The organism is Adlercreutzia wanghongyangiae, assembly GCF_035989245.1.
GTDB classification, from domain to species: Bacteria; Actinomycetota; Coriobacteriia; order Coriobacteriales; family Eggerthellaceae; genus Adlercreutzia; species Adlercreutzia wanghongyangiae.
Genome location: NZ_JAYMFF010000009.1, coordinates 142,414 through 161,442 on the forward strand (window position 1 = coordinate 142,414; position 19,029 = coordinate 161,442).

The window sequence follows — 19,029 nt, forward strand, 5'->3', positions numbered from 1 at the left end:
AGCGACGAGAACAGGACTAAATGTCCTGTTCTCCAAAGCGAGGACTGTCTGAGCGAATCAGAGTACCCCGCAGCTCCGACCAGCGACAACTCGCAACGAGAAGCCAAAGAAGAAGAGCCGCAGTTGAAGGCGGCTCTTCCAGGTGCGCTAGTTGCTCTCGTGGCGACGGCGCGGGGTGCGGCCGGCGCGACCGGGACGGTTGTCCTCGCCGCGGCGCTCGCGACGCTCGCCGTGGCCGCGCTCACCGCGATCCTCGCGGCGGGCCGGGGCGCTTCCCTCGGGAGCGTCGGGCTTGTCCAGGCGGTCCAGCGAGATCTTGCCGGTTTTCGGATCCACTTCCAGCACGACGACCTTGATGACGTCGCCCAGGTTCAGCACGTCCTCCACCTTGCCCACACGTCCGTTGGCCACGCGCGAGATGTGGAGCAGGCCGTCCTTGCCGGGGGTGAGCTTCACGAAGGCGCCGAAGTCCTTGATACCCACGACCTCGCCCTCGAACTCCTCGCCCACCTCGGGCTCTTTCACGATGCCGAGGATCATGGCCTTGGCGGCCTCCATGGCGGTGCCGGACACGGCGCCCACGTGGATGGTGCCGTCCTCCTGAATGTCGATGGAGGCGCCGGTCTCCTCCTGGATGCCGCGGACGACTTTGCCGCCGGAGCCGATGACGTCGCGGATCTTGTCCACCGGGATCTTGATGGTCTCGATGCGCGGCGCGGTCTCCTTCATCTCGGCGCGCGGGCCGTCGATGGTCTGGAGCATGGCGTCCAGGATGAACGCGCGGCCCTCGTGGGCCTGCTTGAGGGCGCGGGCCAGAATCTCGACGGAAAGGCCCTTCGCCTTGTTGTCCATCTGCAGGGCGGTGATGCCGGCGGGCGTGCCGCACACCTTGAAGTCCATGTCGCCGAGGAAGTCCTCGATGCCCTGGATGTCGGAGAGCACGACCACATCGTCGCCCTCCTTAATGAGGCCCATGGCCACGCCGGACACGGGAGCCGAGATGGGCACGCCGGCGTCCATGAGGGCCAGGCAGCTGCCGCAGGTGGAGGCCATGGACGACGAGCCGTTGGACTCCAGCACCTCGCTCACCACGCGGATGGCATAGGGGAAGGTGTCGGTATCGGGCAGCACCGGCAGAATGGCGCGCTCGGCCAGGGCGCCATGGCCCACCTCGCGGCGCTTCGGAGCGCCCATGCGGCCGGTCTCGCCGGTGCAGTAGGGCGGGAAGTTGTACTGGTGCATGTAACGCTTGCCCTCTTCGGGCCAGATGGTGTCGAGGCGCTGCCACTCGTTCAGCATCCCTAAGGTGCACACCGACAGAACCTGGGTCTGGCCGCGCTGGAACAGGCCCGAGCCGTGCACGCGGGGCAGGTACCCCGGCACGATGTGCAGCGGGCGGATCTCATCGGGGGTACGGCCGTCGACGCGCTCGCCCGTCTCGATGATCATGGCGCGCATGGCGCGCTTCTCGAGGGACTTCAGCGCTGCCTTGATGTCGCTGCCCCAGGCCGTGCGCTCCTCCTCGGTGAAGTCGTTCTCCATGATGGAGGCTTTGAGCTCCTCCACCTTCTGCATGCGGGAGGCCTTGTCGGCGTCCTTCAGGGCCGCGGACATCTCGGCAAGGTGCGCGTCAACCCGCTCGGCCACCGACGGGTCGGCGACGTGGATGGTGTAGTCCATGGGGGTGGGGTTCACGCGGGCGAGGAAGGCGGACTGCTTCTCGCAGAAGGCGGCGATGGCCTCCTGGCCGAAGGTCATGGCGGCCAGCATGTCGTCCTCGGAGATCTCCTCGGCGCCGGCCTCCACCATGGAGATGTAGTCGGCGGTGCCGGCGATGGTCAGCTCCAGGTCGGAGTTCTCCATCTCGGTGTTGGTGGGGTTCACGATGAACTCGCCGGTCTCCTTGTCGCGGCCGATGCGCACCGCCGCGGCCGGGCCGTCGAAAGGCGCGCCGCCCACGAGGAGCGCGGCGCTCGCGCCGGCCACGCAGATGGTGTCGGGCAGGTTCTCGCCGTCGATGACGAGCGGGGTGGCCACGATGTGGACCTCGTTCTTGTAGCCGTCGGGGAAACCGGGGCGAATGGGGCGGTCCACCATGCGGGCCACGAGCGTGCCGTGGTCGGAGGGCTTCGCCTCGCGCTTCAGGTAGCCGCCGGGGATGCGGCCCACGGCGTACATCTTCTCGATGTAGTCCACCGTAAGCGGGAAGAAGTCGTAGTCCTTCTCCTGGTTGGAGACGACGGCGGTCACCAGCACGCTGGTCTCGCCGCAGGTGACGAGCACCGCGCCCGTGGCCTGCTTGGCCAGCTCGCCCGTCTCCAGGCGGTACTGCTTGCCGTACAGCTCGAATTCTTCGACAATCTTGGTCATAGTGCTTTCTTTCTCTTCGCCTCCCGCGCCTCATTGCGCGGAAGCTTCCTTCGGCGGCGGGCTACTTATATTCCCCCGCCCCCGCGACCGCGCGCGCCTCATGCGCGTCGCGACCGCTCTATACAGCAAACGGGGCCCCGCGGGGCCCCGAACCTGCTCGAACTAGATGTTGTCGCGGATACCGAGCTTCTTGATGAGCTCGCGGTACTCGTCGATGTTGCGGTTCTTGATGTACTTCAGCATACCGCGGCGCTTACCGATGAGCATCATCAGGCCACGACGGGTGTGGTTGTCCTTCTTGTGCACCTTCAGGTGCTCGGTAAGGTTGCGGATGCGCTCGGAGAGAATCGCAACCTGAACCTCGGCGGAGCCGGAGTCCTGGTCGTTCTTGCCGAACTCCTTGATGAGCTCGGCGGTGCGCTCGCGGGAGATGCTGTCGCGATTGGCCATGTTTGCCACCTTTCCTTTGCGGGCGCGTACGCGCCTGCTTCTTCGCCGCCTTCTGCGGCCCCGATCGTTGCCATCCACCTTGAGTAGCCATGGAAGTGGTCCGTGGAAACCAAAGGCGAATTGCGCTGCCGAATTGGCAGCCTGCCCAGTATAGGGCACGTTGCGCAGCGCGCCGCCGACGTTTCCGCCACCGACACCGTTTCTGCACAGACGGTCAGAACAGGCCGCTGGTAAATAAGAATTCCAGCGATTTCAGGGGGCTGCCCACATGGGCCCGCACGAGGGACTGCACGAGGTGCAGCACGGCGAAGGAGGCCGAAAGGTCGGCCGGCCCCGCGGCGATGGCGTCGAAGGTGCTGGCGAGGAAGTACTGGCCCCAGCACAACGTGGCCGCATCCACCAGCTCGGTTTCCAGGGAAGGGCGGCAGACGTCGCAGGCCACCCCACCCTCGATGGCCGAGAAGGGCAGTCGCGCGCCGTCGACGAGGGCCACCGGCTCGCCGCAGCCCACGCACACCTCCAAACTGGGGCGCAGGCCGGAAAACGCCAGGGTCTTCAGCAGATGGGCCGCCGCCAGGGCCACGCGGTGAACATCGTCGGCACCGTCCATGGCATCCAGCGCGCGCTCGGCCGCCTGGAACAGGCGCGGGTTCTCGAGCCCGGTCTGCGACAGGCGCCCCAGAAGCTCCAGCATCGGCAGGGCCGCCGCCGAGGCCTCGATGTCCTGGCGCAGCGCGTCGTGGGGGGCCGCCAGCCGCGCCTCCTTCACGATGTCGAGGCTGCGGCCGCGGGCGCACAGCAAATCGACCACGCAGAGGGGCTCGGTGCGGGCCGCGAACGGGCTCTTCGGCTTGCGGGCGCCCTTGGCCACGGCGCGCAGCTGGCTGCCGTCGACGGCCAGCATGGTGAGGATGAGGTCGCTCTCCCCCAGTTTCGTGCGGCGCAGCACCAGCGCCCGCTGGCGGTAGGTGGGCTGGGCCATGACAGCTAATAGGTGATGGCCGGGTCGGCGTAGCTGACCTTGTCGTCGTCATTCCACACCAGGCCGCCCTCGAGCTCGGTCAGCTCGGGGTCGTAGTAGGTCTTCTGGCCCAGGCCGAAGGGCAGATCGACCACCTCGAACTTGCGGGCCTTCACCTTGTAGCCCACCTCGGCGCCATCGCCGTCGTCGGTGTAGCCGCGCCACGAGGTGCTGACCACTTCCTCCACCTTGTAGCTGCCGTCGTCGGTCTTCAGAACGGCGTCCGGCAGAATGGAGGCGGTCAGCTCGCGCACCTCGGCCGCGCGGGACTTGGCGATGCGCAGCGTAACAACCTCGCCCGAATTCAGCTGGGTGCCGGCCTCGGGATCGGTGCCCACGGCCGTGCCCTCGTCCACATCTTCGGTGTACACCTGCTTCACGTCCACCTCGTAGCCCTCGGCCTCCAGGGCCGCCCGGGCGTCGGATTGCCCCATGCCGGCCACGTCGGGCACCGTGAAGGGCACGGCCACGGTCAGCGTGATGGGATCGCCGGCCCGGGCGACGGCGCCGGCCTCGGGGCTGACGGCCAGCACCGTGCCCTCGGCCTCGTTCGACTTCTGCTGGGCCACCTCCACCGCCGTGTAGCCTGCGGCGGCCAGGGCGTCCTGGGCCTCCTGTTGCGTCATGCCGGCCACGGCGGGCACCGTGCGCGGCACCGCCACGTCCAGCGTGATGACCGTGCCCTCATCGGCACGCTGGCCGGCCTCAGGGACGGCCGACAGCACTGTTCCCGCCGGCTCGTCGGAGACCACCTCGGCCGCCTCGCAGCCGAAGCCCTTCTCGGCCAGCATCGCCTCGGCCTCGGCCTGGGCGCGACCCACCACGTCGGGAATGGTCTTACCGCCCCACAGCTCGGCGGCATAGGTGCCCGCCGCCGTGCCGGCACCGGCCAGCAGCACCGCGGCCACAGCGGCCGCGACGATGATGATCTTGGTGCGGCGGGCGCGGCTGTTCGCGCGAGCCGCCGCCGTGGCAGCCACGGGACTGGAAGACGCCTTCGCAGCCGCCGCCGGGCCGTCCGTCACACGATCGGACGCAATCGGCGTTCCCTTCGACGCGGCGGCGTCCTTCTTCTCGGAAGCGCTCGGGGCGGCCGCGGCACTCGGGGCAGTGTCGCGCACCAAAGGCAGCTCGCTTGTGCCCGACGCCGCCGCAGGCTCGTTCCGCACGGCCATCTCGCCGCCCTCCAGCGGCGCGAGGGCCGAGGTGGCGCCGGCATCTTCGCCGGTCGCTGCATCGGTGGTACCAGCCACATCGATGCCGCGCTCGCCCGCCACGACGATGCCCTGCTCCACGCCGGGCAGCTCCAAGGCGGCAGTGGCAGCGCCCGCGGCCTCGGCAGGGCGGGCGCGGTGGGCCAGGCGCTGCTGGGACTTCTCGAAAAGGCTGACCACGTCGTCGCCGGTCAGCATCACCGCGTCCAGACCGGGGGCACCCAACGCCAGCGGCCCCTCGCCGAGCCCCTGCTTCCAAGCGCGCACCTCGTCCTCGGTGAGCATGGTTCCGGTGGACGAGGGCGACAGCGCGCTCGTCTCGGCGGGCCGCTCGGGCACAACCGTCGCAACCGTTACCGCCGCGGCCGTTGCGGTCGCGGCTTCCTCCAAGGCGGCATCCGCATCCCCCGCAGCCCCCGTCGCGCCCTTGGCCGCCTTCGCCTCGGCGCGGGCCGCCGCGGCGGCCTCCTTCGCCGCCCGCTTGGCGGCCCGTTTCTCTTCCTTGGCCTGCTGTTTCTCGAATTTCTTCGCCAGACGGCGCTGAGCCCGCTCGCGGCGGCGCAGCTCGCGCTCGGAGGGACCCACGGTGTAGCTGCGTGCCCGGGGCACGTACTCGTCGCGGATAACGGGAATCTCGGCGGTATCACCCGCGTGGGCATCGGCCGCAGGGGGCACGTAGCTGGAATCGACCAGGCGCTCGAAGCCCGAGAAATCAGGTTCGCGCGGCAGATCGGGCAGAGGCTCCACCATATCGGCCACCGAAGGGTGGGCAGGCGGTGCCGGGGGCACCACGTCGGGCACCTTCAGCACCGGGGGCACGCCGGTAAGCGCCGCGTCGCGCTGGCGCTCCCGCTCGGCCGGCGTGGGCACCTGCGGCACCCGGTCGCTCGAGAGAAACACGTGTCCGCACTTCTCGCAGAAGGCGGCATCGTCGTTATTGTCGAATGAGCAGTGGGGGCATTTCATCTACGGTTCTCCTCATTGATTGCACAGATGAGAGAAATTGTACCCGATTTTTTCAGTCGCGACGTCCATATCAAGCAACAGAAACATTACTGGTTCGCGCGAGGAAGCCAGCGAGGCTCCGCGAGCACCCGCACGCGCGCCGCAGGGAGCCCGGAGCGCACTTGCGCAAGCGGAGCGGCAAAGCGGCTACGCCCCCTCGCCGTAGCCGAAGCGACGGATCTGGTTCGCGTCGCGGCGCCAGTTCTTCTTCACCTTCACCGACAGGTCCAGAAACACTTTCGCGCCCAAAAGCAGCTCCAGGTCCTTGCGGGCCTCGGTGCCGATGCGCTTGATGGCCGCGCCGCGCTTGCCGATGATGATGCCCTTCTGGCTGTCGCGCTCCACGTAGATGACGGCGTAGATGCGGTACAGGTTCGGCTCCTCGAACTCCATCTCCTCCACGCCCACGCCGATGGCATGCGGAATCTCATCGAAGAAGTTGCGCAGCACCTTCTCGCGGATGAACTCGGCCACCATCACTTCCAAAGGCTGGTCGGTCTCCATATCGGCCGGGAACCACGCCGGCCCCTGCGGCAGCAGGAACTCCACTTCTTCCACGAAGGCGTCCACATTGCGGCCCGTGGCCGACGACAGACCCACCATGGCGTCCCAGGCGCAGAGCCGCTCGGCCGCCTCGCGCTGGGCGCTGATCTGGGCATCGCTTGCCAGATCGGTCTTCGAGAGCACGCAGATCTTCGCCGACCCCTTCGCGGCGCGCACCTGCTCGGCCACCCACTCGTCGCCCCGCCCGATAGGCTGGGAGGCGTCGATGAGCATGGCCACTACGTCCACGTCCTCCAGGGCCTTGATGGCGCTCGTGTTCAGCTCCTCGCCCAGGGCGTCCTTGGGCTTGTGCAGGCCGGGCGTGTCAACGATGATCATCTGGGCCTCGTCGGTGGTGTGCACGGCGCGGAAGCGATGGCGGGTGGTTTGGGCGGTGTTCGAGGTGATGGCGATCTTCTTGCCCATAATGGCGTTCAGAAGCGTCGACTTGCCCGCGTTGGGACGGCCCACCAGCGTGACGAAGCCGCTCTTGAAGTCGGGGTTGGTGGGAAACGAGCCCCCCATGGGGTTCTCGGCGAAGTAGGCATCCAGATCCACGATCATCCTTTCGATCAGGGCGGCCACGCGGCCGCAGTTCTTGGTTGGGAGCGACGGCCTCAACCTGCGAGCAATGCCGCGAGGCGAGGCAGAAACACCACGAGTCCCACCACCACCGAGCCCGCGCTCGCGATGAGCACGGCGCCCGCACCGGCATCCTTGGCGGCCCGAGCCAGCTCGTGCCACTGGGGGCTGGCCAAATCCACCACCGACTCCACAGCGGTGTTCACCACTTCGGCCACCGCCACCACCACGATGGCCAGCACAATGGCCAGCCACTCGGCCCGCGATATGCCCAGGGCGAACCCAGCGGCCACGGCCGCCGCGGCAATGACCAGCTGAATCTTCAGATTGCGCTGGGAGGAAAATGCGTACCCGATGCCGCGAGCGGCGCAGCGGAAGGCGCAGGCCAGAGGAAAGCGGCCCGCACCGCAGGCGCGGCTGTCGGCCGCCCGGCGCACGAAGTGGTCGGAGCACCCGCAACTAACGCCGCGGGCGGAATCGAGCGCGGCGGGACGCTGTTCGCGGCCTGTGGGCATGAGGCCCTAGCGGTTCTCGTCGATAGCGGGCATGTCCCGCTCGGACCAAGCCGTCAGCAGCTCCTTTTCACGAGCCTCCATCACCTCGGCCTCGTCATCGCGGATGTGGTCGTAGCCGCACAGGTGCAGAAGGCCGTGCACCAGAAGCAGGCTGATCTCCTGCTCGAAGGAATTGCCGTACTCATCGGCCTGGGTGGCGGCCACGTCGGGCGCGATGATGATGTCGCCCAGCTCGTACACGGGGCAACCCGGGCCGTCGGCGGCGGTCATGTCGTCGGCGATGTTGTCGCACTCGAAAGACAGCACGTCGGTGGGCCCCTCGATGCCGCGGAAGCGCTCGTTCAGCTCGGCGATGGTGGCGTTGTCCACGAAGCTGATGGACACCTCCGTGTTCGCCGGCTTCCCCTCGTTCTTCAGCACGAACTGCGCAAGCGAGGCCAGGGGCAGCTCGGCCAGCTCGTCTTCTCCGTGGGTGAAGGTGATCAAGATGTCCATGTCAATCAGGCCTTTCTCGCCGCGCGCTCGTAGGCAGCCACGATGGTTGCCACCAGAGAATGGCGCACGACGTCCTTTCCGTTCAGATCGCAGAACGCGATGTCGTCGATGCCCTCCAGCACGGAGCGCACCTGCACCAGCCCGCTCTCGCCCCGCGGGAGGTCGATTTGGGAGACGTCGCCGGTCACGACGATCTTCGACCCGTCGCCAAGACGCGTCAGGGCCATCTTCATCTGCTCGGGGGTGGTGTTCTGGGCCTCGTCCAAGATGATGAAGGCGTCGTTCAAGGTGCGGCCGCGCATAAAAGCCAGAGGCGCGATCTCAATGACGCCGGCCTCGATGAGCGACGCGGCTTTCTCCATGTCGAACATGGAGTACAGCGCGTCGTAGAGCGGCCGGATATAGGGGTCAACCTTCTCGAAGAGAGTGCCGGGCAGAAAGCCCAGGTTCTCGCCGGCCTCCACGATGGGGCGCGACAGCACGATGCGGCCGACCTCCTTGCGCTTTAAGGCCGCCACCGCCATGGCCATGGCCAGGTAGGTCTTGCCCGTGCCCGCGGGCCCGATGGCAAAGGTGACCGTGTGGTCGCGGATGGCATCCACATAGTGCTTTTGACCAGCGGTTTTCGGGCGAATTGCCCGGCCGCGGTAGCTGAGCAGCACGTCGTCGCGCAGGGCCGAGGGCGCGAACTCGGCACGCCGCAAAAGCTCGATGGCATGGCGAACCGACGCCGCATCGGGCACCTCTCCCCCCTCCACCGTGCGAAACAAATCGGTGATGAGCGCGGTCAACTGCTGTACCTCGATGGCGTCGCCCGCCAGCGTCACCTCGTTGCCGCGCACCGTAATGCGAGCATCGAAGGCCTCCTCCATCTGGTGGAGTATCTCGTCGGCCTCGCCCACCACCAGCGCCATGTCCACCGAGGACGGCGCTGTGAGGGTTGTCTGCGTCAAATCAGTCATGCCCGCTATTGTACCCTATCTTGTGCGCCTGCCATAGAAACGTTTGAAAGTGCCTGGAGAGCCCTCCCTGCGCGAAGCGGCCCGCAACGCCACGATGACGAGCACATCACAAGAGCCCCCTAGAGGGAGCGACGGCAACTCGGAAGCGTGCTTCAGTGGCCGGCTTAGCCCAAAGTGGCCAAAAAAGGAGGATGTCTCAGGGGTTTGCAACCGATACAAGAGTTTTGGCCTGAAACAATAAGATGTCTATGGAAAGTAACGCACGCAGCGCGCATATGGTTTATACATCCTCGTGTTTGGGGACAAGAAACGATACGCGAGGCACCGAGCACCCTCACCGCCCTTATACATCCTAGCCTTTTCGACCAAAAACCTGCCCGAAGACCGCAAAGCGCATAGACATCTGCATTTTTCAGGCCATCACCTCGAGAACGAAGATCGAAATTCCCAGTCAGAGTCGGTCACGGGCAGAAGGGCGCTGCGGCCTACATCACAGCGGGCACCAGGCGGCCCACGGGGGCATCCACGGGCACGGGCACCTCATGGTAGCTCTCGGTGGTGGCATGGCCGGGGCGCTCTACGAGAGCGAACTCGGTCGTGCCCGCACGGGCGGCGCGGTCGGCGGCGCCCAGCTCGTCGGAGAGGGCACGCAAACGAGCGGCGCGGGAGGCCTTCACGTCGGGTGCCACCTGATCGATGCGGGCGGCGGCCGGAGTTCCCTCGCGCTTCGAGTACGGGAACACATGAATTTTGCCGAACGCGGCGTGGCGCGCGAGTGCGCAGGTGTCGGCGAAATCGTCCTCGGTCTCGCCAGGGAAGCCCACGATGATGTCGGTGGTGAGCGCGATTTCGGGAACCATGGCGCGCAGGTAGTCCACGAGCTGGCGATACTCCTCGGCATCGTAAGGACGCGCCATCTCGCGCAGGACACGGGAGCTGCCCGATTGCAGGGGCAGGTGCAGATGCCGGCAGATGCGCCCCTCTGCCTCGGCCAGGAGGCCGATGAAATCCATGGAAACGTCCATGGGCTCGATGGAGCCGATACGGAAGCGGCACGGGGCCTCGTCCGGACCATGCAGATCCGCGGTCTCAGCGAGCAAGCGTCGGCAGAGATCAGCCAAATCGTGGCCGCCATGGTCGTAGGAGCCCAAATTGATGCCCGTCAGCACGATCTCGCGCACGCCCGCCCGCGCAAGAGCGACGGCCTCGGCCACCACCCCGTCAGCCGGGCGGCTCACCGCACGCCCGCGCGCCACGTGCACGATGCAGTAGGTACAGGCGTTGTCGCAGCCGTCCTGGACTTTGATGCCGATGCGAGTACGCCCATCCGACGGGCGGAAGGCCGCGAGATCCTTCGACTCTGCTTCTTGAGCGCTCTGCTCAGGACGGCATCGGGAGGACGGACCGGTGCCGAACTTGGGTAGCTGTGACAGGAGCGTGCCCTCTTCCAGATACAGCGCCATACCAGCTTTTGGGACCACGGTCACGCGATCGTCCAAGGCCTCGTAAGTCGCAGCGTCGATCTCCGTTGCGCAGCCCGTGACGATAACCTCGGCACCATCGCCAGCGGAAAGCGCGTGGCGTACGGCCTTGCGCGTTTTCTTCTCAGCCTCACCGGTGACGGTGCACGTGTTCACGATGACAAGGTCGGCATCGGCCTCGCCTGACGGCGCTCCCCCACGCCCCACCAGCAGCCGCTCGAAGCCGTCAGCCTCCACGCGATTCACCTTACAGCCGAGGTTGACCACGGCGAAGCGGAAGGCAGGCTTACTCATTGTCCGCACCCACGTCGGCGAACATGCCGGCAAACGACGCGGCAGCGAGCGGAGCCTCGATGATCCCGTCTTCGAAGGCAGAGGCGGAGGCATCGTCGTGCGCAGGGGTATTCCCCATGCCGCCCAGCTCGTAGAGCACGAGCGCCGGGGCCACGATACCGGCAGTCTCGGTACGCAGGATGGAAGGCCCCAGCGTCACGAGGCTCGCCTGGGGGTTGCAGGCCAGAAGCGTGTCCACCTCTTCGGAGGCCAGGCCGCCCTCGGGCCCCACCACCACCGCGATGCGCGCGTCGGCCGCGGGCGTGCGGGTGACGGCGAGCGCTCCCTGCACCGCATCGCGCAGCCGCGCGCTTCCCGGCGCCTCCTCCCAGCACACGAGCACCGCCGTGGCACCGACCAAAAGTGCGGCGGCCTCGCGCACTGACATCGGCTCGCTCACCTCGGGGATGCGCGGCTGGCCCGACTGCATGGCGGCGCTCTTCGCGATGGCGCGCCAGCGCTCGGTCTTGGCCGCGGCCTTCTTCCCGTCCAGCTTCACCACCGAACGCTTGCAGGACACGGGCACGAAGGCGACCACGCCCACCTCGGTGGCATGGCGGATGACCGTCTCCATCTTGTCGCCCTTGGCCAAGCCCTGCAGGAGCATTACCTGCGGGCCCGCCGCGTCCGCTTCCTCATGGCGCGCGACGGATACCATCGGCAGGCTGTCGGAGAAATCGACGATCTCGCACTCGAAGTAATCGCTCGCCGCGTCGATCACCGCCACATGCTCGCCGCGCGCCAGCCGCAGCACCTTGGCGTGCTTGGCATCGTCGGGCGAAAGCCGCAGCGGAAACACCGCCTCCGTCTCGGCGGAAAGCACCTGGTTTTCCAAAAAGAAGCGCGGTAAAGACATTGCAAATTCATCTCTCACTTAATTGGGAACGTCAGCGAGGTTCCGACTGCGCCTGGACGCGCCCCGCCTTTCGTCCAAGCGTACTTCGGTACGCGCCGAGGCGAAAACAGGAGGCCAGGGCAGGTGCAGTCGGAACCGCAGCGTCGGCGTGTCCGCCCGTCCCGTCAGGGCGAACGGAACGATTACTCGAAGATGTCGCGCAGCTTCTGCAGCGGACTGCGACCCTCGTTCACGTTCTCGCCCATCTCGGCGGCCAGCTCCTCCAGAAGCTCGCGCTCGCGCTTGGACAGCTTCTTGGGAATCTCCACGTCGATGTGGGCGAACAGGTCTCCGCGGGCGTCGCTCTTCAGGCGCGGCATGCCGAAGCCCTTGCAGCGCACCACCTGGTCGTTCTGACAGCCCTCGGGCACTTTGATGGTCACCTTCTCGTCCTCGTAGATGCCGTCGATCTCCACCTCGGCGCCCAGGGCCGCCTGCACCATGGACACCACCAGCTTGCAGTGCAGGTTGTCGCCGTCGCGCTCGAAGAACTCGTCGGGGGCGATGCGCACCGTGACGATGAGGTCGCCCGCCGGCGCTCCCTGCATGCCGGCCTCGCCAAAATCGTGGATGCGCAGCTGCTGGCCGTCGCGGATGCCCTTGGGAATCTCCACCGACACGCGCTGGCGGTCGGGCACACGGCCCTGCCCCTCGCACTCGGGGCACGGGTTCTCGATGATGGTGCCGGTGCCATGGCAGTTCGGGCAGGTGGTGGCCGACTGCATGTCGCCCAGGAAAGTGTGTTGCACGGTGACCACCCGGCCGCGGCCGTCGCATTCGGGGCAGGTGACCTCCTTGCCGTCGGGGCCCAGCCCGCTGCCGTCGCAGTCGGAGCACGGCGCCAAGCGGTCGTAGACGATCTCCTTCTTCTCGCCCGTGGCCGCCTCGGCCAGCGTGATGCGGATGCCCACGCCCATATCGCGGCCGTCCTTGCGCACCGCACGTCCCGCTCCGGCCGCAGCAGCACCCCCGAAGAAGGTGGAGAAGATGTCGCCCATGCCGCCGAAGCCGCCGCCGAACAGATCCTCGAAATCGATGTTCACGCCGCCGTAGGGGCCACCGCCGCCCGCAGCGCCCGGAATGGTGCCGAAGCGGTCGTAAGCGGCCTTCTTCTGGGGGTCGCTCAGCACATCGTAGGCCTCGTTCAGCTCCTTGAACTGGTCTTCGGCCTCGGGCGCCTTGTTCACGTCGGGATGCAGCTCGCGGGCCTTGTGGCGGAACGCCTTCTTGATCTCGGCCTCCGATGCATCGCGGGAGACGCCGAGTATTTCGTACAGATCCTTGTTTGCGGCCATGGGGAAGCCTCTTGCCTTTCTTCGTCGATAGCGGAAGGTTCAGAGCGGAAGACGTCGCTATTGGTCGTGCAGCACGCACTGGGCGGCTCGCACGGCGCGGATGGCGTTGCCGTAGTCCATGCGCGTGGGCCCGATGACAGCCACCATGCCCTCGCTCTCGCCGCGCCCGTAGGGGCAGGCAACGATGGACACGCCGGCCAGCTCGGAGGCGGGGTTCTCGTGCCCGATGCGCACCATCACCGGACCGCCCTCCTGGGTGGCGTCGTCGAAGGTGTGCATCAGCACGCGATCGTCCTCCAGCACCTCCATCACCGGCAGCAGCGCCTTGGCGTCGCTGAACTCGGGCTGGCGCAGCAGAGCCGAAATACCCAGGCTGTGGGCGCGCGCCGTATCGGACTCGCCCAGGCATTCCACCACCTCGTCGATGATACGCTGCACGAGCGGGTCGCTTAGGGCCTCCACCGTGCTTGCGTCCATCTGGCGGCGCACGTCGCGAGCCGACCGGCCCACCAGTACGCGGTTCAGCAGGTTCTGGGCGTCGGCCAGCTCGTCGGCGGACACCTCCTCGGTGAAGGCGACGGTGCGGTTGACCACCTGGCCGTCCTCGGCCACCACGATGATGATGGCCTGCCACGGCGACAGCGACACCAGGGTGATCTGGCGGATGCGACCGGCGAACACCGAGGGGGCCATAACGATGGAAAGGCAGTTGGTCAGCCGCGCAAGGGCGGCGCCGGTGCGCTCCATGAGGGCATCAAGCTCGGAGGCGGAGGCACGCAGCTCGTCCACGATGGCGCGGTGCGGCCGCTCCTCCTCGGCCAGCCCCGACAGCAGCAGCTCGTCCACGAAGCTGCGGTAGCCGGCGTCGGTGGGCACACGGCCCGCAGAGGTGTGCGGCTGTTGGATAAAGCCGGCGTCTTCCAGGGCGGAGAGGTCGTTGCGCACCGTGGCCGGGCTCACGCCCAAATGGTGGCGCTCGGTCAGCGTGCGCGAGCCCACGGGCAGCGCGTACTCGATGTAGTCCTCGATGAGCGCGCGCAGCACCCTCTGTCGCCTCTCCGACAGCATCGCCTCTCCTTTCCCTGCGGAAACTGCAACCTTGTGGCGCTATTTTAGCAACCGAGCCGAAGGAGTGCTAACTTTCAACGTAAGCGACACAAGAAGGCAGGTGGAAGGCGTCTGCGAAAAAGAGGAGAGCCCCCTCGCAAGGAACATCCGAAGCCCCGCAGGGGCCGCCCTGGCCGCCCCGTCCCCCACGTAGGGGCGGCCTTCAGGCCGCCCTCCCGGGAGAGACGCGGGGCCACATGGCAAAAACGGGACGGCTAAAGCCGCCCCCTACGAAGTTGCCACGGGACGCGCGTGAGACAGACCAGAGCCATATCGCCATCGCGAACCGCGCAGGCACCCCCGGCCTCCGACGCGCGCGAATCAGGCTAGGGGGCCAAGTCCAACAAGCGGCCGTAGAGCTCGTTGCCGCAGAGCCAGCCGGTCTCGGTGGGGCGCCAGCGCCCGTCGCGGTGCTCGGCAAGACCGAGGGAGGCAAGCTCGTCGAACGCGGCGAGCACCGCGCTTCCCGCCGACGGGAAGGCGGTTCCGTTCGCACCGTTCTCACCGTCGATAACCGCGGCCGCCCGCGCAACCTGCTCGTCGGAAACCCCCTGGGCCATGCGCATGCCCAGCATGAGGTCCTCGGACGCCATCTGCCTCGCATCCAGATCGTCCACCACGCGCCCGTCCTGCACGCGCATGCGACGACACTCGTTCTGGGTCATAGTGACGGCCGAGCGCCCGATTCCCATATAGGGCTTCCCCGTCCAATAGGCGGTGTTGTGCCGGCTCTCGAAACCGGGCTTGGCGTAGCTTGCCACCTCGTAGCGATGAAATCCCGCAGATTCAAGAATGCGCGCGGCAGCCTCCATGCAGGCCGCTTCCACATCTTCATCGGGCTCGGCCATGGCCCCGCTCATCACGGCGGCATCGAAGGGGGTGTGAGGCTCGATGGTCAGCGGGTACACCGACACGTGGGAAACACCGAGGCCCACGGCCTCGCGCACGCTCTCCGCGAAAGACTTCTCACTTTGCCCGGGAATGCCGCACATCAGGTCCACCGACACGTTCTCGAACCGCTCCTGAGCCGCACGCACCGCCGTGCGGGCGGCCTCGGCGTCGTGGGCGCGGCCGAGAATGCGCAGCACCTCGTCGTCGAAGGATTGCACGCCCAAGGACAGCCGGTTCACGCCGAGGGCCCAGATGTCGCGCACCATGGACGCGGTCAGGCTCTCGGGGTTCGCCTCCATGGTGCACTCCACCTCAGGCGTGAGGTGCACAGACGTCGAAAGCGCGTACAGCAGCATGGAAAGCCGCCCCATGCCAATGAAACTGGGCGTGCCACCGCCGATGTAGACCGTCTCCAGCGCCCCCAGCTTCTCCTCCTTGGAGGCCCGGCGGACATCCATCACGAGCGACTCCACGTACTCGTCGATGACCGGCGAGTCCCGTTCCACCGCCGAAGTGGCGAAATCGCAATACCCGCACCGCCCCACGCAGAACGGAACATGCAGGTAGAGCGCCTTATAGGGATCGTAGGTCATGAGGTACCTTTCCTTCCGAGCGAGCAGTCTGACGATAGGGGGCGTTGCAACCGAGCGAGTTCCGCAGCGAACAGAGCAGTCCAATGGACTGTTCTGCAGAGCGAGGACTGTCTGAGCGAATTGCAATGCCTCCTAGCGCCAGACGGACAGAGCCGAATCAAAACGCTCGATAGTGCGCGATGGACACATCACGAATGCTCCCACGCGATCGCGAGCAAGTCATCGAATACCTGGTTGAAATCCTCCAGCGTCGTGCAGTAGTTGATGCGGCCGCGTGCAGCGGCGGCTCCGGGCAGGCCGGCCATGTACCACATGGCGTGCTTGCGCATGCGCACGATGTTGCGGCCCTCGCGGTGGGTGAGCAGCTCGGCGTGGCGGCGCGCCATGGCAATGCGCTCGCCCACCGTGGGCGGCGCCGGCTCGGGCTCGCCCGCCAGCGCGGCCTGCACCTGGGAGAACAGCCACGGGTTGCCCTCGGCGCCCCGGGCGATCATCACCGCGTCGCAACCCGTCTGCGCGGCCATGGCCACGGCGTCGGCCCCGCAGCGGATGTCGCCATTGCCCACCACGGGCACCGCCACCGCCTCGCGCACGCGCCCGATGACGCCCCAATCGGCACTTCCGCGGTACAGCTGCTCGGCATAGCGCCCGTGCACCGTCACGGCATCGGCTCCCGCCTCTTCCATCAACCGGGCGAAGACAGGTGCCGTCTCGTCGCCCTCGGCCCAGCCGCGGCGGAACTTCACCGTCACGGGATGCGCCACTGCCCCCTTCACGGCACTCACGATGGAAGCGGCGAGTTTCGGCTCCTTCATGAGCGCCGACCCGTCGCCCTTCGACACGATCTTGCGGGCCGGGCAGCCCATGTTGATGTCCAGATAGGCCAGGCTCTCCCCCATCTCCTGCTCGATCCAGGCGGCTTGGGAGGCCATCACCGCGGGCTCGTGGCCGAACAGCTGCACGGCCACCTGGCGCTCGCCATCGGCCAGGACCAGTAAGTGGCGCGTCTTCTCGTTGGCGAAGGACAGCCCCTTAGCCGACACCATTTCCGTAAAGGCCATGTCGGCGCCGGCCTCGCGGCACAAGGAACGAAACGCGATGTCGCTCACGCCGGCCATGGGCGCCAGCAGCACCCGGTATTTCCCGAAGAGCCCCTCCATTTAGCAGGCTCCCGTGGCACGCGACGCCAAACAACCAATCGAGGCGGCCGCGGCCGCCACACGGGAAACAGCGGCGAAAGCCGCCCCGCGCCCAGGGAATCCCCGCTCCATGGGCTACAGGATCCCGAAGATCAGCAGGCCGATGAGCGCGATGAAGCCCACGACGAACAGCAGGCAACCCACACCCACCAGCGTTTTCGACGTGCCGGTCATGCCGGCGCGCTCCTGCTCCTCGGCGGCCTTCTTCTCGTTGAACGGGTCGTCAATCCAGTCGTATGTCTCGTCTTCGTGCTTCGCCATCGCGCCTTCCTCACCGTTTTCCGGCAACTCGTTTGCTCGATCGAACAGTGTAGCCGATGCTACAATCAGCCCGAGCAAAATCCAAGAGAAGAGGAGACAATCGTGAAGGTACTGCTTATCAACGGAAGCCCGCGCATGCAGGGTAACACCCGCCGCGCCCTGGAAGAGGCCGCGGAGGCTCTTCAGGTCGAGGGCATTGAGACCGAGATCGTCTGGGCGGGCAATAAGGAGATCCGCGGGTGCATCGCCTGCGGCATCTGCGGAAAGAACGGCGATAACCGCTGCGTATTCGCGAACGACGTGTGCAACGAGCTTATCCAGAAGGCCGCTGCGGCCGACGGCCTCATCGTGGGCTCGCCGGTGTACTACGCCGGGGCGGCCGGCTCGCTCATCTCGCTGCTCGACCGCATGTTCTACGCCGGCGGCAGCCTGCTGCGCTTCAAGCCGGCAGCCGGCGTGGGCGTGGCGCGGCGCGCCGGGGCCATCGAGACGGCCGATCAGATCAACAAGTACTTCCAGATCAACGGAATGCCCGTCGTGCCGAGCAACTACTGGGCCATCGCCTTCGGCCGCACCCCCGGCGAGGCGGCGGGCGACGCCGAGGGGCTGCAGACCATGCGCACCCTGGGGCGCAACATGGCGTGGATGCTGAAGTGCATCGAGGCGGGCCGTGCCGCCGGCACCGAGCCGCCGACCCTGGAGCCCAAGGCAATGACCAACTTCGTACGAGGGGATCTGCAGGAAAGCTAGGTCCGCGCAAAACGGGGCGGCTGAAGCCGCCCCCTACGAGGTTTCGCGCGCCGACGCCGGCGGGGCTTGCGCGGAGCCTCACCGTCCTTGTTCGCGGGCGCACCGCCCTTGCCCCCCCGGCATGTCGCCCTCACTCTCTCCGCGCGCCGACGCCGCCGGGGCTTGCGCGCCGTCCTCGCCTCTTGGCGTGAGCTATCCGCGCTTCTCGTTTCCCTGTAGGGGCGGGCTTCAGCCCGCCCGCAGCGAGAGCACGGCAAAAGCAGAGCGGGCCGTCGCAATGACGGCCCGCTTCATGTCTCGAGTGAATTGAGAAGCCTACTCGGCAGCCCCCTCGGCCGGAGCCTCGTCAGCGGCGGCCTCCTCGGCAGCCTCGGCCGCGGCGGCCTCAGCCTCGGCCTTGGCAGCCTCCTCGGCCTCCTTGGCCTTGCGCTCGGCGGCCTTCTTCTCCTCCTTCAGCTGCTTCTCGCGGCGCTTGGCCTTCTCAGCGGAAGCCTCGGCCATAGCGGCCTTGCGGGCGGCCTTCGCCTCGGCCTTCTTGGAGCCGGTCTTCTGGGCCTTGGGGGCAGCCTTCTCGTAGGCGGCGATGTCCTCGGCGGTCACCACGGTGTTGGCCAGGCGCATGATGCCGCTCTTACGGTTGGCGGCCTGGTTCTTGTGGATGACGCCCTTGGAGGCGGCCTTGTCCATCAGGCGGCAGGCCTCGCAGGCGAAGGCGTAGGCGGCCTTGCCGTCGCCGGCGGCCACGGCGTCCTTCACGCGGCGGGTGGCGGTCTTCAGCTCGCTCTTCACGGCGCGGTTGCGCATGCGGCTCTTCTCGTTGGTGAGGATGCGCTTCTTCTGGGACTTGATGTTAGCCATGGATGATAGCCCTTTCTGGTTCGGTCGTTTCCAATCCCTTGGTATCCAACGACACGAACGCGCGCGGCATGTCCGCCGGGCCCAAACGTGCGAGATGGAAAGCGGGCGGGATTTCTCCGCTTTCTCGGCCCCGAGCACCCGGCTCGGTTGGCCGCCAGCAATAGCAATCTTATCAACGCAGCCACGTCTGCAGATTTGGCGGTGGAATC

The 19,029-nt window shown here is 67.0% G+C and carries 17 protein-coding genes; 1 reads left to right on the plus strand and 16 read right to left on the minus strand.

Translation table 11 applies throughout. From position 1 onward, the window contains the following. Positions 1-147: 147 nt before the first annotated feature. The 15 genes from VIN30_RS05660 to VIN30_RS05730 all read right to left on the minus strand — a co-directional run bounded on the left by VIN30_RS05660 (position 148) and on the right by VIN30_RS05730 (position 17,212). Entirely contained in the window at positions 148-2,370 is a 2,223-nt protein-coding gene (locus VIN30_RS05660; protein ID WP_326424612.1) for a polyribonucleotide nucleotidyltransferase, read from the minus strand. A 162-nt stretch (positions 2,371-2,532) separates the two neighbouring features. Continuing rightward, complete coding sequence (gene rpsO / locus VIN30_RS05665) at positions 2,533-2,820, minus strand: 30S ribosomal protein S15 (RefSeq protein ID WP_326424611.1); 288 nt, start codon at positions 2,818-2,820, stop codon at positions 2,533-2,535. Between the two features lie 214 nt (positions 2,821-3,034). Then, the gene (recO, locus tag VIN30_RS05670; protein WP_338209991.1) at positions 3,035-3,802 is read right to left on the minus strand and encodes a DNA repair protein RecO; all 768 of its coding nucleotides are present in this window, start codon (positions 3,800-3,802) and stop codon (positions 3,035-3,037) included. 5 nt (positions 3,803-3,807) lie between these two features. Continuing rightward, positions 3,808-6,021 (minus strand): PASTA domain-containing protein, encoded by a 2,214-nt coding sequence (locus VIN30_RS05675; RefSeq protein ID WP_338209993.1) that lies wholly within the window; start codon positions 6,019-6,021, stop codon positions 3,808-3,810. 186 nt (positions 6,022-6,207) lie between these two features. After that, positions 6,208-7,128 (minus strand): GTPase Era, encoded by a 921-nt coding sequence (era, locus tag VIN30_RS05680; RefSeq protein WP_326424677.1) that lies wholly within the window; start codon positions 7,126-7,128, stop codon positions 6,208-6,210. Between the two features lie 92 nt (positions 7,129-7,220). Next, positions 7,221-7,700: a diacylglycerol kinase family protein gene (locus VIN30_RS05685; RefSeq protein WP_338209995.1), complete on the minus strand. Its 480-nt coding sequence runs from the start codon at positions 7,698-7,700 to the stop codon at positions 7,221-7,223. A 6-nt stretch (positions 7,701-7,706) separates the two neighbouring features. Next, the gene (ybeY, locus tag VIN30_RS05690; protein WP_326424607.1) at positions 7,707-8,195 is read right to left on the minus strand and encodes an rRNA maturation RNase YbeY; all 489 of its coding nucleotides are present in this window, start codon (positions 8,193-8,195) and stop codon (positions 7,707-7,709) included. A 5-nt stretch (positions 8,196-8,200) separates the two neighbouring features. Continuing rightward, positions 8,201-9,157: a PhoH family protein gene (locus tag VIN30_RS05695; protein ID WP_326424606.1), complete on the minus strand. Its 957-nt coding sequence runs from the start codon at positions 9,155-9,157 to the stop codon at positions 8,201-8,203. Between the two features lie 485 nt (positions 9,158-9,642). Continuing rightward, positions 9,643-10,932, minus strand: coding sequence for a MiaB/RimO family radical SAM methylthiotransferase (locus VIN30_RS05700; protein ID WP_338209998.1), 1,290 nt, complete (start codon positions 10,930-10,932; stop codon positions 9,643-9,645). Then, positions 10,925-11,827: an RsmE family RNA methyltransferase gene (locus VIN30_RS05705; RefSeq protein WP_326424604.1), complete on the minus strand. Its 903-nt coding sequence runs from the start codon at positions 11,825-11,827 to the stop codon at positions 10,925-10,927. Before VIN30_RS05705 ends, VIN30_RS05700 begins: the two co-directional genes overlap by 8 nt. 182 nt (positions 11,828-12,009) lie before the next feature. Next, on the minus strand, positions 12,010-13,161 hold the full coding sequence (gene dnaJ / locus VIN30_RS05710) for a molecular chaperone DnaJ (protein ID WP_338210000.1): 1,152 nt from the start codon (positions 13,159-13,161) through the stop codon (positions 12,010-12,012). A 57-nt stretch (positions 13,162-13,218) separates the two neighbouring features. After that, on the minus strand, positions 13,219-14,229 hold the full coding sequence (hrcA, locus tag VIN30_RS05715; protein WP_338210001.1) for a heat-inducible transcriptional repressor HrcA: 1,011 nt from the start codon (positions 14,227-14,229) through the stop codon (positions 13,219-13,221). A gap of 365 nt (positions 14,230-14,594) precedes the next feature. Beyond that, positions 14,595-15,752 carry a radical SAM family heme chaperone HemW gene (hemW, locus tag VIN30_RS05720; RefSeq protein ID WP_338210002.1) on the minus strand — a complete coding sequence of 386 codons (1,158 nt, stop codon included), beginning with the start codon at positions 15,750-15,752 and terminating at the stop codon, positions 14,595-14,597. Between the two features lie 188 nt (positions 15,753-15,940). Next, the gene (gene dusB / locus VIN30_RS05725; protein WP_338210004.1) at positions 15,941-16,912 is read right to left on the minus strand and encodes a tRNA dihydrouridine synthase DusB; all 972 of its coding nucleotides are present in this window, start codon (positions 16,910-16,912) and stop codon (positions 15,941-15,943) included. Positions 16,913-17,026: 114 nt separating this feature from the next. Then, a complete protein-coding gene (locus VIN30_RS05730; protein WP_326424599.1) occupies positions 17,027-17,212 on the minus strand; it encodes a hypothetical protein in 186 nt (61 codons plus the stop codon). 102 nt (positions 17,213-17,314) lie between these two features. Here VIN30_RS05730 and VIN30_RS05735 point away from each other — a divergent pair, with 102 nt between their 5' ends. Next, a complete protein-coding gene (locus VIN30_RS05735; RefSeq protein WP_326424598.1) occupies positions 17,315-17,962 on the plus strand; it encodes a flavodoxin family protein in 648 nt (215 codons plus the stop codon). Positions 17,963-18,277: 315 nt separating this feature from the next. On the opposite strand, the gene rpsT is transcribed toward VIN30_RS05735, so the two are convergent. Then, positions 18,278-18,820, minus strand: a complete 543-nt coding sequence (gene rpsT, locus VIN30_RS05740) for a 30S ribosomal protein S20 (protein WP_326424597.1) — start codon at positions 18,818-18,820, stop codon at positions 18,278-18,280. Positions 18,821-19,029: the final 209 nt, after the last annotated feature.

Bases quoted from the DNA above. Each gene is read 5' to 3' on its own strand.
- VIN30_RS05660 (WP_326424612.1), bottom strand. From the start codon at position 2,370: ATGACCAAGATTGTCGAAGAATTCGAGCTGTACGGCAAGCAGTACCGC.
- rpsO (WP_326424611.1), bottom strand. From the start codon at position 2,820: ATGGCCAATCGCGACAGCATCTCCCGCGAGCGCACCGCCGAGCTCATC.
- recO (WP_338209991.1), bottom strand. From the start codon at position 3,802: ATGGCCCAGCCCACCTACCGCCAGCGGGCGCTGGTGCTGCGCCGCACG.
- VIN30_RS05675 (WP_338209993.1), bottom strand. From the start codon at position 6,021: ATGAAATGCCCCCACTGCTCATTCGACAATAACGACGATGCCGCCTTC.
- era (WP_326424677.1), bottom strand. From the start codon at position 7,128: ATGGGGGGCTCGTTTCCCACCAACCCCGACTTCAAGAGCGGCTTCGTC.
- VIN30_RS05685 (WP_338209995.1), bottom strand. From the start codon at position 7,700: ATGCCCACAGGCCGCGAACAGCGTCCCGCCGCGCTCGATTCCGCCCGC.
- ybeY (WP_326424607.1), bottom strand. From the start codon at position 8,195: ATGGACATCTTGATCACCTTCACCCACGGAGAAGACGAGCTGGCCGAG.
- VIN30_RS05695 (WP_326424606.1), bottom strand. From the start codon at position 9,157: ATGACTGATTTGACGCAGACAACCCTCACAGCGCCGTCCTCGGTGGAC.
- VIN30_RS05700 (WP_338209998.1), bottom strand. From the start codon at position 10,932: ATGAGTAAGCCTGCCTTCCGCTTCGCCGTGGTCAACCTCGGCTGTAAG.
- VIN30_RS05705 (WP_326424604.1), bottom strand. From the start codon at position 11,827: ATGTCTTTACCGCGCTTCTTTTTGGAAAACCAGGTGCTTTCCGCCGAG.
- dnaJ (WP_338210000.1), bottom strand. From the start codon at position 13,161: ATGGCCGCAAACAAGGATCTGTACGAAATACTCGGCGTCTCCCGCGAT.
- hrcA (WP_338210001.1), bottom strand. From the start codon at position 14,229: ATGCTGTCGGAGAGGCGACAGAGGGTGCTGCGCGCGCTCATCGAGGAC.
- hemW (WP_338210002.1), bottom strand. From the start codon at position 15,752: ATGACCTACGATCCCTATAAGGCGCTCTACCTGCATGTTCCGTTCTGC.
- dusB (WP_338210004.1), bottom strand. From the start codon at position 16,912: ATGGAGGGGCTCTTCGGGAAATACCGGGTGCTGCTGGCGCCCATGGCC.
- VIN30_RS05730 (WP_326424599.1), bottom strand. From the start codon at position 17,212: ATGGCGAAGCACGAAGACGAGACATACGACTGGATTGACGACCCGTTC.
- rpsT (WP_326424597.1), bottom strand. From the start codon at position 18,820: ATGGCTAACATCAAGTCCCAGAAGAAGCGCATCCTCACCAACGAGAAG.